The sequence below is a fragment of the Buttiauxella sp. B2 genome, assembly GCF_006376615.1.
In the GTDB taxonomy this organism is placed as follows: domain Bacteria; phylum Pseudomonadota; class Gammaproteobacteria; order Enterobacterales; family Enterobacteriaceae; genus Buttiauxella.
Window position 1 is genome coordinate 174608 of record NZ_VEXQ01000009.1, and the last position, 12866, is coordinate 187473.

Below are 12866 nucleotides of genomic sequence, written 5' to 3' on the forward strand. Positions count from 1 at the left end.
AATAAATTACGACTTTCTGCTGACGGTGAATAACCACACATTTTCTACACTGAAAGAAAATGTCTGTAGAGGTTAAACATGTCCTGGCAGCCTTTTCTCTCTTTGATCCCGGGATCTGTACCCGGAGATCTTGCCATTAAACATGTGACTTACAGCGATATTAGTGACGACTGGCCGATGAAGAGCCAGGTTTTACAGCACATTGATGAGATCAATGACCAACTGACAAACGATCTGACGCTTGAAGCCCCGGAGGTTTTTTTAGACAGCGAAGGGAAGCGGCGAATACGGTGCAAGAACAAACATTCTGAACAAGCCTTTCGAGAAAGACCCGCACTTGAAGAGTGGCGTTGCCAACTAGTCCCCACTGCGCTTTCACTCTGGGCTGTGCAGCACCCACTTGCCGAACGCCTGATAAGTGGTAGGGAAGTGGATAGTAACAGCCGGTCCTGGTTTATACATGCCAATGACGCACAAGGCGTTCGATCGCGTGCGAAAGTGATGGCAGCCATTGCTGACAATCATATCAATAATAGCGTATCCGGAAACTGGGTAAGCCTTGCCTGTGGCGCCGCGGTGCCGGTATTAAGGACATTACGTGGCGCAAAGTTACGGGCTCAGAAATTTACTTTATTGCTGATTGATCATGACAGGCAGTCGTTGAAATTTGCCCGTGGGCTAGCGACGCAATATGGCCTGGTGGAAGGGCATCATTTTCAGTTGTTAATGCGGAATTTATTCGACCGGATGGTTGCCAGCGACAAACTGGTTCAGGAACTGGGTGAGTATTCCGCAGAGCTTGTTGATGGCCTGGGGATATTCGAATATTTTTCGGCACCAGAAGCGGTGCATTTTATTCGCCACGCATTGCGATTAGTTAAACCAGGTGGCGTGCTGATTATTTCCAACATGTTGGCTACCAGCCCACAGCTGGCTTTTTTATTACGCTGTATCGGCTGGCCGACGCTTTACCCGCGAACACTGCTTGAGATAAGAGATATTGTTCTTGCGGCTGGAGTCGATTTGAAAAATGTCACCGTGACGTTACCTAATGATGGCGTGTATGCGGTGCTGGAAATAAATGTAGTTTGATTACGAGGGTTAAAAACCTGCCCCTCAGATTGAGAGACAGGTAATATTTTTAGGATAGGTAATTCGCACCCTGCTTCAGGACAAAATCACACGCTTGAGTTTTCACTTTTTCTGCCAGCGGCGAGCTGCCGATAGTATCCAGATTCAGTTGCTGGCCATTCCCGGTATTCAGAAGTCCCATTAGACCCTGAGTATAATCTTCTGGCTGGCTTTGTTTGGTGCCGCTATCCAAGCCCAGCTTATCCAGCAGACCATTCTTGATGTTGTCGGTATTGGTGGCTGAAACCAGTTTGTTCTTCATGCAATACTGCAAAATACCCGCCGCGTTGGTCATGCTGTCGGCGCTCAGTGCTTTAGTACCGCCGCCGAGAAGGCTGGTCAGTGACGCGACTGAGTTGCCGGTCGTCCCTGTTGTGCTGGCATTGCTGGTGGTGCTCGATTTGCTTAACTCATTTGCCGCGCTGGAGAGCTGATCTTGCCAGCTTGCTGCCATCGCCTGACCGGCAAATACGGATGTTGCCAGCGCCAGTGCGCACATAATCTTATTGCTTGCTTTCATCTGCTTATACTCTTTTTCTATTACCTGCATCGCAGGAGAATTTTCGTCGAGTATAGCGCTTTGCCCGAGCCCATTGATGCCAGGAGCTTTCTTAAAACTGCCAGAAAAAACGATTTTTTTATGGCCCGATATAGCGAAGTACCACTTTTACCGCCATTTCACGGTAATGCGTGGTGCTATCAATCGGTTCGGCCCCATCTTCGAAGAAGTTAGAGAAGGTGTAGCTGTTAGCAACATGATAGAAACTAAAGCTACTTATCAAGCGGTGCACGTCTTTGGCGGTGACAAGTTTGTTGAATAGCTGTTTTTCCTGCCCGCGCGTTAGCACGTCTTCCAGCACTTCCAGCGCACTGCGGTTTATCTCCCGCAGATAGGCTGACTCTTTCACAAAGCGCCCACGTTGCATGTTCTCCATGCAGATGATACGAATAAAATCCGGGTGGGCGGCGTGGAAATCGAATGTCCATTCCACCAATTCCACCATTGCCTCTACTGGTGGTTGATGAGACAAATTAAGCTGGCGTTCGCAGCTACGGATTTGGGTATACACATATTCCAGCACTTGAATATAAAGTAACTCTTTGCTTTTAAAGTGATAAACAACCATCCGTTTTGTGGTGTTTGCCTTCTCTGCAATTTGTTCCATGCGTGCACCGTTCAGGCCAAATTCAGCGAACAAACTTATAGCGCTGAAGAAAATCTTTTCTTTCAGGCTGGCGTCATCAAAACGCTCAGGAAGATAAATTTCGTGGGTTTCCACGCAAGGCTCCTTAATGTCATCAGGCCGCTGGTACCGCCCAGGCCTGATGACATTAAAACAAGTTTGCGGTGGCAAAGCACTGACGAGTTAGCGAAGCCCTGAAATGCATCACACTCGCGGGTGTTTACGGTAAAGCCACAAACCCGGAATTGATAAGCCAATCGACAGCGCACCGACGATAAACGACGCTTTCAGGAAGTTAGTAAGAAGCTGGATCATCAGCTCTTCGGTGTAACCAAAGTGGCTGAGTTTCACGGCAGAGATCATGGCGGTATAGGCAGAAATACCTGGAAACATGGGAATGACCGCAGCCACGGTAAAGACTTTCGGGTGTGCCAGATACCAGCGCGACCATTGTATTCCAATGCTGCCAACCAGAATTGAAGCGATAAAAGTACTCCATTCGATGTTCATACCCGCAGTCATCATTGCCATTCGGGAACCATGACCAATCGCGCCCAGTAAAGCGCAGTAAGGTAAAGCCCGCTGGGGGACGTTAAATACCAGAGCGAAGCCTGCGGCGGGAATGGCGGCCAGAGCCATGTCTTGCAATAACGCCAGTAAAAAATCGATTATTCCCATCCTCGTAGCCCCCATGATGACATCGCCATGACGACACCAATACACGTTGCAAGTGTAAGAAGGCTGGCCATAGCCCACCTTGCAAGACCAGTGTTGACGTGGCCTTTGAACATATCGGCTACGGCGTTAATCAGTGGGAAGCCTGGGACCAGGAGCAGTACGCTTGCCGCCATTGCAATGTTTGATGTCGAGGTAAACGGCCCTTTGGTGATGAGTAAGCCAGAAATTGTTGTCGCGACAAATGCCGTAATGCAGAAGTTAATTTGTGGATGCAAGTGACGCGCAGTGAAAAGCAATCGGACATACATTGCGACGGAGCTGGCCACGAATGACACGAAAGCGCCATCCCATCCGCCATTATTGAGCTTGCAGAAACAGCCGCAGGAAAGACCGACCATTAGCACGACTAACCAGCGCGGATAACGCAGCGGTTTAATGTGCTCAAAACGCTTCAAAACATCTTTATGATCCAGCAGTTTATGCTCTGCCATGATCACGATATGTTGAACCTCTGTCACCACGTGCATGTTGATGCCACGGTCGATATTTTTACGCGTCGTGGTGAGGCACTGATTATCTTTTATGGTGCTTAATACGATAGCGTTGGCTGAAATTGAGCTTTCAACACCATCCATACCTAAAGCAATACCCAACCGGCTGGAAAGCTCTTCTACCAGGGCGCTTTCTGCACCGTGTTGCAGCAAAAAAAGCCCACACTGGATGCAGAGACGGGTGACGTCACGCTGCGTGTTTACATCTGTCTGCATGTTTGGTCCATGAAAATGAAAAGCGAGCGTTGTTGCTCAAATTTTAACATCCTTCATTTTTAACATAGGCCGCCACATTGAATCAGGCGCGCCAGATCAACATTTAGCGTAATAACCGATTTCGCACACATTTTCGGCGAAGTATGAACTCGTCCACATTCTGTGCGTGAGTTTCGAAAAGTGCACGTTTTAGGCTGATATTGGCCTTATTTTTCTCTCCTCTAGCGATAAAAATGCAATAGCACGCATTTATTAAACATAAAAATAACATTTTAATAACGCCATATCAGAGAGCGTATCCTATGAAAACTCAGGTAGTGATTATTGGAGCTGGTCCGTCGGGCTTGCTGTTGGGGCAATTGTTGAATAACGCCGGTATAAGCAATGTGGTGCTTGAAAGACAGTCACCGGAGCATGTTTTAGGCCGCATTCGGGCAGGTATTCTGGAAAATGGTACGGTGGATTTACTGCGTGAGGCAGGGGCCAGCAAAAGAATGGATGCTGAAGGGTTAGTCCATGAAGGCGTGGAGTTTCTGGTCGATGGCAAGCGTATTCCTGTCCCGCTTAAAGAGCTGACGGGTGGAAAGACGGTGATGGTGTATGGTCAAACAGAAGTGACCCGCGATTTGATGGAGGCGCGCCATGATACTGATGCTGTCTCTATGTATGGCGTCAGTAATGTGCAATTGTTTGATGTAAAAACAGATTGTCCTTATGTCACTTTTGATAAGCAGGGCGAAGCTTATCGTATAGATTGCGATTACATTGCCGGTTGCGACGGTTTTCATGGCGTTTCACGCAAAGCGATTCCTGCGGAAATCACCCGTGAATATGAACGCGTTTATCCGTTTGGCTGGTTAGGTTTGTTATCCGACACGCCGCCTGTAAATCACGAGCTGATTTATGCCTATCATCAGCGGGGATTCGTTTTGTGTAGTCAGCGCTCACTAACACGGAGCCGTTATTATTTGCAGGTACCGTTGAGCGATAACGTAGAGGCCTGGTCAGATGAACGCTTCTGGGGCGAACTAAAACTGCGGTTGCCAAAAGAGCTGGCTGACAAGTTAGTGACTGGTCACTCACTTGAGAAAAGCATTGCGCCATTACGCAGTTTTGTGGTTGAACCGATGCAGTATGGCAACCTTTTCCTCGTAGGAGATGCCGCACATATCGTGCCACCGACGGGTGCAAAAGGGCTAAATCTGGCCGCGTCAGATGTGAATTACCTGTATCGGATATTGTGTAAGGTGTATCAAGAAGGACGAACCGACTTGCTGGAAACCTACTCGCCAATGGCGTTGCGCAGAGTGTGGAAAGGCGAGCGTTTTAGCTGGTTTATGACCAATCTCCTGCATGATTACGAAGGGCAGAATGCTTTTGATCGCAAAATGCAGCAGGCTGATCGAGAGTATTATCTGGCTTCGCGAGCGGGCTTAACGACCATCGCCGAGAATTACGTCGGATTACCATTCGAATCCGTTGAATAAACTACACTTATGTGGATTTTATTACTCTGAAAGAGGATGTCATGAGTCTGAACACCAGCATTCCGGTCTTTAAACTTTATGGTGAAAGCCGGAACTGGCCAGCAGCAGACTTACTGCATTGTGAGTCTATCCACAGCCGCAGCAGTCTCTATGAATGGCACATTCGTACGCATCAACATGCAGATATAGTTCAGCTGCTTTATTTGCATAAAGGGCAGGTGGAGATTGATATTGAAGGGGTTAAACATCACGTGGGACATGCCTGTATTCAGGTTGTGCCTGCGCTGTGTGTGCACGGTTTTAAATTTTCACCTGGCGCACAGGGATACTCTCTCTCGTTTTCCGCACCCTTAATCACCCAGTTTGAACAGCAATTTGGCCGTCCTTTACAGGTGCTCACGCAAGCAGCTTGCGTGCCGGTGAAAAGCTCCCGCAGGCAAATTAATACTTTATTTAGCACCTTACAGAGTGAGTACGAAGGCCAGGGTGAAGCGCGTGACATGATGCTACATTCACTGATCAGTGCGTTATTGGTCTGGCTCAATCGGCAGTGCGCCCCAGCTCCGAGCGGCAGTTCACGTGTTGAGCGCAAGCGTTCTGTTATTCATCAATTCAATCAACTGGTTGAACGCCACTATCGGCAGCAATTGTCGGTGACGCATTATGCTGGTGTGGTTGGGTTATCAAGTGTTCATCTGAATAATCTGTGCCATGAATTTTATGGCTGTAGTGCCTTGAATGTCCTTCACCAGCGCGTGCTGCTGGAGGCTAAGCGCAGTTTGCTCTACACCAGCATGACGATAAGCCAGGTTTCTGATTATCTTGGCTTTAGCGAAGCGACCTATTTTTCGCGTTTTTTCCGTCGCTATACGGGGACTACGCCAAAAAATTTTCGTTGCCATCCGATGCGCGAATTATAAATTAATTTAACTTATTATTAGCTCACTTGGATTTTTCTTATTAATGTTTCTTCTGTTTTTAATTTTCAATTAAATCCACTATCCTCTTTTATCACTATTATCTCTTATTTATTCATACGGTAAATGTATAAGTAAATACACGTTCATAATTTTTACGGTATCGAATGATTAATAAAAAAAATGATATTGAAAATATTATCACTGTGAGTAATATATCTGCTCAGGTAGTGGTTATCTTACCTTGTGTGTTGACTGCGGCCGGCGTCGTTCATCAGTTAAAATCAGAACCAAGAATTAGGCATTTAGTAAATGTTATCAAAAGTATTGATGAACCCTGCGCCGATATTTTAAAGATGCCGGGTTCACTCGTCATTTTAAATATCAGTGAATCTTCCAGCCGATTAACTGAGGAAATAAAGCTTATTAACTGGTGCCGGATGGTACAACCCAACGCTGTAATTGTTGCTTACACGAGTAATCATAAACTTAGTGTGCTTAATTATATTTCGGCTCTGGGCGTGCGGATGATTATTTCTCAATATGAGCCAACCACAACCTTCATTGATCTCATCGTAAAGTCATTTTCTTCTAAGGAGATGTTATGCAGCCCGATGATCAAAAACATTCTTGAGGAACGGGTTTGTGGTGAGCTGACCGTTTGCGAGGCTCAAGTTATGGGGCAGTTATTTTTAGGCCACAGCGTCAGCCAAGTGGCGCTGAATTTAGGCCGCAATATTAGAACCGTGAGCGCGCATAAAAGACATGCGATGGCAAAATTGGGGTTGAACGGCGAAAAAGATCTTCATGTTTTAGGTTGTGCGCTGTCAGGAAAGTAGCCGTTTTATAAGGAGATAACGATGCAGGAAAGCAAAGCCAGGATCTTTTTACGCAACCCTTTTTGCCGCGTGGTAGCTATCAGTAAGCGGCCTTTAATGCGTGAAGGTTTGCAGTTTGTTATGGAGCAAAAAGCAACTCGGTCTTCGCTGGTGTTACTGGAGGATTATTTAGAGCTCAAGTCAGAAATAATGGCAAATGTCGATGTGGTGATGGTTGAGTTGGACAGACCGTTGCGCGAGAGCTTTGATGCATGTGGCTTCATTAATCATCTGCAAAATCAGTATCGACAGGTGCAGTGGATTTTCACTTTGCCCACTCATCTGGTGACCATTGCGGTTGAATACTTGCTGACGAACAAAACGTCATTGCTTTCTTTATATGAACCGATGAGCAGCATTATCGAGCATATATTCGATTGTGACAGCGAAGTCGAAAGAATCAGCAGTCATCTTTTGCAGGAGAAAGCAGCAGAGGTATCAACTAAGGATGTGGTCAGGCTTAGTCTGACTTTCGCAGAAAGACGCGTTTTACGGCTACTCAGTAAAGGTTGGCAATTGACTCAAATTGCGGCATTGCTCGGGAAAAACTATAAAACTATCAGTGCGCAAAAAAGCAGTGCGTTGCGTCGCCTTGCGTTGAAAACGGATGCCGAAATGTACGCGTGGATGATCAGTGAAAATGGGATGAAGGAATTGAACTTCCCGCCGTGTAACCTGGGAATATGAAGATAACTGGAGGAAACTGAGGAGTGCGAGCCAGCCCTCAGTTTCCTGATTATTGGCACACATCGACCCATTGTGCGGCGGTGAGTTCAGCCAAGCGAGCAGGGGAGATACGTACTGCGCTATGAATGGCACCGGCAGCAGGCAAAACCTCGTCATACTGTTTAAGTGAAATATCACAGTAAACCATTAACGGATTTTCCAGACCAAAAGGGCAAACGCCGCCTACCGGATGGCCCGTCCACACGACAACTTCATCGCTGCTCAACATGCGGGCTTTTGCCCCAAAAACAGTTTTGAGTTTTTTATTATCCAGGCGTGCGTCACCTTTTGCGACAACCAGCAGCACCTGATCTTTAACTTTCAACGACAATGTTTTGGCTATTTGACCTGGTTCAACGTTATGAGCGACCGCGGCTAAAGCAACAGTTGCAGTGCTTTGGTTCAATTCAATGATGTCGATATCGGGGGCGTTTACGGCAAAGAATTGCCGTACAGACTGCAAGCTCATGCTTTTCTCCCATACTTAAGTGCAAATAATTTGGCATAAGCGTGTGCTATATGTAAACCCTTCATACTTCGAGTTACAGCCTGCCTATCACTCGAAGTATGAAAGGTTTAAATCAGCTTGCATCGATTTGTCTATGCTTGAGTTTGTCGAGCAGAAAGACACTGCTGTGATTTGAAATGCCTAATGAAGTTAAAGTTTCAGTGATTTTTGGATCTTCTTCACAATCACTGCAACCGGTTACAGTAACCGGTTGCAGTGTGCGAAATAGCGATGAATACTGAAACGGTCACACACCTGTACCCAATAATAAGAGCAGCCTATGAAACCTATTTTTTTATGCTGTGCCAATGATGTCGAATTTAAAGCTGTATCTAAAAAGGTCCCGGTTACGGGGATCAACTCTATCAATTACGGACTGTTGCGCGGCGATACCTTTCCCGCAGATACATTCGCGTTGTTAGCCTGACAGGAGCGCCGCTATGTCTACGAATCATGCTGCTTTTAATTTGATTTTCCGCTTTGTAGAAAACTACGTTAGCCCCGTTGCGGGACGAATTTCGTCACAGCGCCATGTAATGGCCATTCGTGATGGGTTCATTTCTGCAATGCCATTTATGATTGTCGGTTCGTTCTTGTTGGTCTTTGCATATCCACCGTTCTCGCCAACCACCACCTGGGGGTTTGCACGTGCGTGGTTGGATATGGCGAAACAGTTTGAAGGGCAAATTCTTACGCCGTTTGATATGACGATGGGCATTATGTCTATCTACATTTGCGCGGCCATTGCCTATAACCTCGGTAAGCACTATGTGAAGTCGCACGGTCTGGACCCATTCATGTGCGCAATGCTTTCACTGATGGCGTTTCTGCTGGTGGCTGCACCGAAAACCAAAGGGGTTATGCCAGTCGATAGCCTGGGAGGAACGGGGATCTTTACCGCAATCCTGGTTGCTATTTACTGCGTCGAAATGATGCGTTTCCTGAAAGCGCATAATATCGGGATTAAACTCCCGGACCAGGTTCCACCGATGATCAAAAACTCCTTTGATCTTCTGATACCAGTTTTGGTTGTTGTACTGACGTTGTATCCGCTGAGCTTGCTGATTCAGTCTGGGTTTGGAATGTTGATTCCACAGGCCATTATGTCACTGTTCAAACCGCTGGTTTCTGCGGCGGATTCATTGCCTGCCATTCTGCTGGCGGTGCTGATTGGCCACCTGCTTTGGTTTGCAGGTATTCATGGTGCAGCAATTATTTCTGGCATGTTGCAAATGTTCTGGCTGACCAACCTCGGGATGAACCAGAGTGCTCTGGCACAAGGTGCGCCGCTACCGCATATCTTTATGGAAGCATTCTGGACGTTCTTTATTGTGATTGGTGGTTCAGGCGCAACCATGGGGCTGGTGATTTGCTATCTGCGTAGTAAATCGGCTCACTTGCGGTCTATTGGGCGACTGAGCGTAGTGCCAAGCTTCTTTAACATTAACGAACCGGTGATTTTTGGTACGCCAATCGTTATGAACCCAGTGTTCTTCATTCCGTTCTTGTTGGCACCAATGGTTAACGCCGTGCTGGCATGGGGCGCAATGAAGATGGATTTGATTGGGCGAGTTATCTCAGTAGTACCGTGGACAGCACCTGCACCAATTGGTGCAGCATGGGCGTTAGGTTGGGATTTCCGTGCAGCGATTCTGGTTATCTTGCTGGCTGTTGTGTCTGCCATCATCTACTTCCCGTTCTTTAAAGTGTACGAAAAGCAGTTGCTGGAACAGGAAACGGAAGAAGCGCAAAGAGCGTCTGGAGAAGAGAGCCAACAGGCGGCTTAAATATACTGTGAATGGTTAGATGAAACGGTGGGGGAAACCTGCCGTTTTACTTTAAGGTGCAGTCACCGCAGCGTTGTACATCAGGCAATTTATAACGTTGGCAGCAGGTGCGGCGTACCAGTAAACCTTCACGAGGGATAACGGTGCGGTAAAGAGGATTATCCTGGCCATCGCGCAGTTGTTTTTCAAAGAAACAGGCGTGGCGCAATTCTGCTATCGTTGTTTCATCCAGCAATTCTCTAAGTTCGCCAAAAAACCAGTTCAGCAAATACCCGGTATTATTCCAGATGAGTTTCCCATTTATCTCACCGCTGTTTTCCAGTGCATTGACCACGGGCATCAAACCCTTGATGAGTAGGTTTTCAAGGCGTTGAGCAAGCGACATGGTGGTCGCGATTTTATCTTCCTGAACGTCTACCCAGAAAGTCGCGGCTCTGCCCGTTTCATGAAACTCGACATGTATGTGCTGCGGGTCGATATCCATTGCTCGTTGCTGTGTAATGAGCGCCATGACCAAGGGGGGAACCAGTAAGCCGAGATACCATTGTGCCCACAGTGATTTCAGTGGTTTACCCTCCCGGGCAAGCTGTGGCTGATTACGATAAATATGATTGCTGTAACAAGCGAGAAGTGAGTCTAACATCGCGGGTTTCGCCCACTGCTGCAGCATCAGGCTGGTTGCTGGAGCGGGTTCATCGAGTTTGATAATGTCATTAAAATACGGCCGATGTGTGATGAAATGCGCGCGTAGCTCATCCGCAACCGTGGGCTGCGAGCTCGTAAATGGCGGTTGCCATGTAAGATCATCAAGTAGCTGTAAAGAAGGATACGACATTGACAAACAGGACCACTAATACAAATGATAATGATTGCCAATCCTATCTATAGATAAAACCTTTAGCAAGGTCATTTTGCGAGCATGTCAAAAAGGAGAAAATAACGGGTTATTACAGCTCAGGTTATCAGCAGTGAATCGCTAGTCAGTATGCTGTTTCGGCCCTGGCGTTTTGCACGATAAAGTGCCGCATCAGCCTGGCGTAATGCTTCATCAATATCATGCTGTTCAAGTGCTGCCATACCAATACTGACGGTCACGTTAGTCGCAACATCTTCATTAAACAAATGCGGAATTTCTAAATCATAGACGCGCTGGCGAATTCGTTCAGCCGTTAGCAGTGCACGCTCGGCATCAATGTCAGTCAGCAGCACCATAAATTCTTCTCCACCATAACGTGTGACAACATCGCGTGAGCGAACAGCATCGCGAATAGCGGCGGAGACGTGTGTCAGGGCCTGATCACCCATGCTATGGCCGTAGTTGTCGTTATAGGCTTTGAAATGATCGATATCCAGCAGTAGCACGTAATGCTGCCCGCTGCCTAAGGACAGAATCGTATCGAGTCGATTACGAAATCCACGACGGTTATATAAACCGGTAAGCGGGTCTAACATACTCAAATCATTAAGCGTTTCTTTTTCTTCGAGCAATTTATCCATCAAGCGACGGGTGAAGTTCTCATGGCGCTGATGAATGATATGTTGAATGGTAATTCCGACCCCGGGCAGGATAATTGAATACAATAGGCGTGGCCAGTTTGCCCCATGATCGAGCCAGAATACTATCAGGGTTACCGGAAGGCATGATGCAATAAATGCTTGTATATTATTGATAAAAGAGATTGAACCAATAAATAATATTGCCAGCAAAGCAATAATTAAAAAAGAGAGATCTTCATTCGGCATCGCCGTGGCTTTTATATAGATATGCCATGCCCAAAGTAACCCAAATATTAAAGAAATGAGGTTGATGTTAATTAATTTTGTTTTATTTACAAATTGCCAGACAAGGCATGACAAGCTTAGCACCAGGACCAGAATGATAGGCACTGTAAGGTGTTGCGTGTTAGTTGCTGGGGACAGCATACTAAAACCCGCAGAAAATGAGTTCAGTAATAAAAATAAACGTAAAGAGAGTTGATGTTTCCCTTTAAGTAATGCGCGCCAATTCGTTGCTGTCATATCAAAATAACTCTTACGACTCATGCCCGACGTTATGCTATTGAATGAAATAGGGAAATATACCCAGAAAGTGATTACTTTAAGTAATTATATGGATGTTAATCATAGATTTAATAATGCAGCTCAATCTATCACCTTAATGAATATATGTCATCTGATGGTGAGAAAACCTTAACTGTTTTGATATAAAACGGACGATACAGCTATCGCTGACAAACGAGAAATAATATCATATGATATTGGTTATCATTATCAATTGATGGGATAGCCATAATGTTACAACGGCAGTTAGAAAGCGCGTGGGGTGTGCTGGTGCCCGGGGGAATTGTCGCCGCGTTGTGGTATCTGGATCTTTCTTTTAGCCAGTGGCGAGTGCTGATTGTGTTGGGGTTACTGGTGTCTACGGCCATGCTGTACCATAAACGGTTGCGTCATTTTGTGTTATTGCCATCATGCGTTGCATTTGCCAGTGGGCTTGCGCTGGTGATGATGAATTTGGGAACGATAAGATAGGAATAAAACTGAGGATAACGAGAGTACTGCAAGAAATGGTGCGAAGAGAGGGACTTGAACCCTCACGTCCGTTAGGACACTAACACCTGAAGCTAGCGCGTCTACCAATTCCGCCACCTTCGCACTGGTTTTCTTTCTGTTTTTTCTTATAGCTTGCGCTTAAAGATAGATATCGCCTTCGCATTGGTGCGAAGAGAGGGACTTGAACCCTCACGTCCGTAAGAACACTAACACCTGAAGCTAGCGCGTCTACCAATTCCGCCACCTTCGC

Annotated in this window: 14 protein-coding genes and 2 tRNA genes; 7 read left to right on the plus strand and 9 right to left on the minus strand. The window is 46.5% G+C overall.

Annotated features, from left to right (window positions below):
* Window positions 1-78: 78 nt before the first annotated feature.
* A complete protein-coding gene (locus FH968_RS12550) occupies window positions 79-1092 on the plus strand; it encodes a class I SAM-dependent methyltransferase (protein ID WP_139879971.1) in 1014 nt (337 codons plus the stop codon).
* 49 nt (window positions 1093-1141) lie between these two features.
* Here FH968_RS12550 and FH968_RS12555 read toward each other — a convergent pair whose 3' ends face one another.
* The 4 genes from FH968_RS12555 to FH968_RS12570 all read right to left on the minus strand — a co-directional run bounded on the left by FH968_RS12555 (window position 1142) and on the right by FH968_RS12570 (window position 3760).
* Window positions 1142-1651, minus strand: coding sequence for a DUF2501 domain-containing protein (locus FH968_RS12555; protein ID WP_139879973.1), 510 nt, complete (start codon window positions 1649-1651; stop codon window positions 1142-1144).
* Between the two features lie 118 nt (window positions 1652-1769).
* Window positions 1770-2411, minus strand: coding sequence for a TetR family transcriptional regulator (locus tag FH968_RS12560; RefSeq protein WP_139879975.1), 642 nt, complete (start codon window positions 2409-2411; stop codon window positions 1770-1772).
* Between the two features lie 108 nt (window positions 2412-2519).
* Window positions 2520-2993 (minus strand): threonine/serine exporter, encoded by a 474-nt coding sequence (locus FH968_RS12565; RefSeq protein WP_139879977.1) that lies wholly within the window; start codon window positions 2991-2993, stop codon window positions 2520-2522.
* Window positions 2984-3760 carry a threonine/serine exporter ThrE family protein gene (locus FH968_RS12570; RefSeq protein ID WP_139879979.1) on the minus strand — a complete coding sequence of 259 codons (777 nt, stop codon included), beginning with the start codon at window positions 3758-3760 and terminating at the stop codon, window positions 2984-2986. The genes FH968_RS12565 and FH968_RS12570 overlap by 10 nt, the downstream gene beginning before the upstream one ends.
* Window positions 3761-4062: 302 nt before the next feature.
* On the opposite strand from FH968_RS12570, the gene pobA reads away from it, so the two are divergent.
* From pobA to FH968_RS12590, 4 genes are all read left to right on the plus strand, one after another.
* Window positions 4063-5247: a 4-hydroxybenzoate 3-monooxygenase gene (gene pobA / locus FH968_RS12575; protein WP_139879981.1), complete on the plus strand. Its 1185-nt coding sequence runs from the start codon at window positions 4063-4065 to the stop codon at window positions 5245-5247.
* 41 nt (window positions 5248-5288) lie between these two features.
* Window positions 5289-6167: a helix-turn-helix domain-containing protein gene (locus FH968_RS12580; protein ID WP_139879983.1), complete on the plus strand. Its 879-nt coding sequence runs from the start codon at window positions 5289-5291 to the stop codon at window positions 6165-6167.
* Between the two features lie 164 nt (window positions 6168-6331).
* Complete coding sequence (locus tag FH968_RS12585) at window positions 6332-7003, plus strand: LuxR C-terminal-related transcriptional regulator (RefSeq protein ID WP_139879985.1); 672 nt, start codon at window positions 6332-6334, stop codon at window positions 7001-7003.
* Window positions 7004-7024: 21 nt separating this feature from the next.
* Window positions 7025-7729, plus strand: a complete 705-nt coding sequence (locus FH968_RS12590) for a LuxR C-terminal-related transcriptional regulator (RefSeq protein ID WP_139879988.1) — start codon at window positions 7025-7027, stop codon at window positions 7727-7729.
* A 49-nt stretch (window positions 7730-7778) separates the two neighbouring features.
* On the opposite strand, the gene FH968_RS12595 is transcribed toward FH968_RS12590, so the two are convergent.
* Window positions 7779-8237, minus strand: coding sequence for a YbaK/EbsC family protein (locus FH968_RS12595; RefSeq protein ID WP_139879990.1), 459 nt, complete (start codon window positions 8235-8237; stop codon window positions 7779-7781).
* Between the two features lie 479 nt (window positions 8238-8716).
* On the opposite strand from FH968_RS12595, the gene FH968_RS12600 reads away from it, so the two are divergent.
* The gene (locus FH968_RS12600) at window positions 8717-10063 is read left to right on the plus strand and encodes a PTS sugar transporter subunit IIC (RefSeq protein ID WP_139879992.1); all 1347 of its coding nucleotides are present in this window, start codon (window positions 8717-8719) and stop codon (window positions 10061-10063) included.
* Window positions 10064-10109: 46 nt separating this feature from the next.
* On the opposite strand, the gene fhuF is transcribed toward FH968_RS12600, so the two are convergent.
* Entirely contained in the window at window positions 10110-10898 is a 789-nt protein-coding gene (fhuF, locus tag FH968_RS12605) for a siderophore-iron reductase FhuF (RefSeq protein ID WP_139879994.1), read from the minus strand.
* Window positions 10899-11017: 119 nt separating this feature from the next.
* Window positions 11018-11644, minus strand: coding sequence for a GGDEF domain-containing protein (locus FH968_RS24175; protein WP_370451500.1), 627 nt, complete (start codon window positions 11642-11644; stop codon window positions 11018-11020).
* 711 nt (window positions 11645-12355) lie between these two features.
* Between FH968_RS24175 and FH968_RS12615 the strand changes: the two genes are divergently transcribed.
* Window positions 12356-12595 carry a DUF1435 domain-containing protein gene (locus FH968_RS12615; protein WP_139879997.1) on the plus strand — a complete coding sequence of 80 codons (240 nt, stop codon included), beginning with the start codon at window positions 12356-12358 and terminating at the stop codon, window positions 12593-12595.
* Between the two features lie 36 nt (window positions 12596-12631).
* Here FH968_RS12615 and FH968_RS12620 read toward each other — a convergent pair.
* Window positions 12632-12718, minus strand: a tRNA-Leu gene (locus FH968_RS12620).
* A gap of 61 nt (window positions 12719-12779) precedes the next feature.
* Window positions 12780-12866: transfer RNA gene (locus tag FH968_RS12625), tRNA-Leu, on the minus strand.

Excerpts from the sequence above, each read along its gene's own strand:
- FH968_RS12550 (WP_139879971.1), top strand. The coding sequence starts at position 79 with ATGTCCTGGCAGCCTTTTCTCTCTTTGATCCCGGGATCTGTACCCGGA.
- FH968_RS12555 (WP_139879973.1), bottom strand. The coding sequence starts at position 1,651 with ATGAAAGCAAGCAATAAGATTATGTGCGCACTGGCGCTGGCAACATCC.
- FH968_RS12565 (WP_139879977.1), bottom strand. The coding sequence starts at position 2,993 with ATGGGAATAATCGATTTTTTACTGGCGTTATTGCAAGACATGGCTCTG.
- FH968_RS12570 (WP_139879979.1), bottom strand. The coding sequence starts at position 3,760 with ATGCAGACAGATGTAAACACGCAGCGTGACGTCACCCGTCTCTGCATC.
- pobA (WP_139879981.1), top strand. The coding sequence starts at position 4,063 with ATGAAAACTCAGGTAGTGATTATTGGAGCTGGTCCGTCGGGCTTGCTG.
- FH968_RS12580 (WP_139879983.1), top strand. The coding sequence starts at position 5,289 with ATGAGTCTGAACACCAGCATTCCGGTCTTTAAACTTTATGGTGAAAGC.
- FH968_RS12585 (WP_139879985.1), top strand. The coding sequence starts at position 6,332 with ATGATTAATAAAAAAAATGATATTGAAAATATTATCACTGTGAGTAAT.
- FH968_RS12590 (WP_139879988.1), top strand. The coding sequence starts at position 7,025 with ATGCAGGAAAGCAAAGCCAGGATCTTTTTACGCAACCCTTTTTGCCGC.
- FH968_RS12595 (WP_139879990.1), bottom strand. The coding sequence starts at position 8,237 with ATGAGCTTGCAGTCTGTACGGCAATTCTTTGCCGTAAACGCCCCCGAT.
- FH968_RS12600 (WP_139879992.1), top strand. The coding sequence starts at position 8,717 with ATGTCTACGAATCATGCTGCTTTTAATTTGATTTTCCGCTTTGTAGAA.
- fhuF (WP_139879994.1), bottom strand. The coding sequence starts at position 10,898 with ATGTCGTATCCTTCTTTACAGCTACTTGATGATCTTACATGGCAACCG.
- FH968_RS12615 (WP_139879997.1), top strand. The coding sequence starts at position 12,356 with ATGTTACAACGGCAGTTAGAAAGCGCGTGGGGTGTGCTGGTGCCCGGG.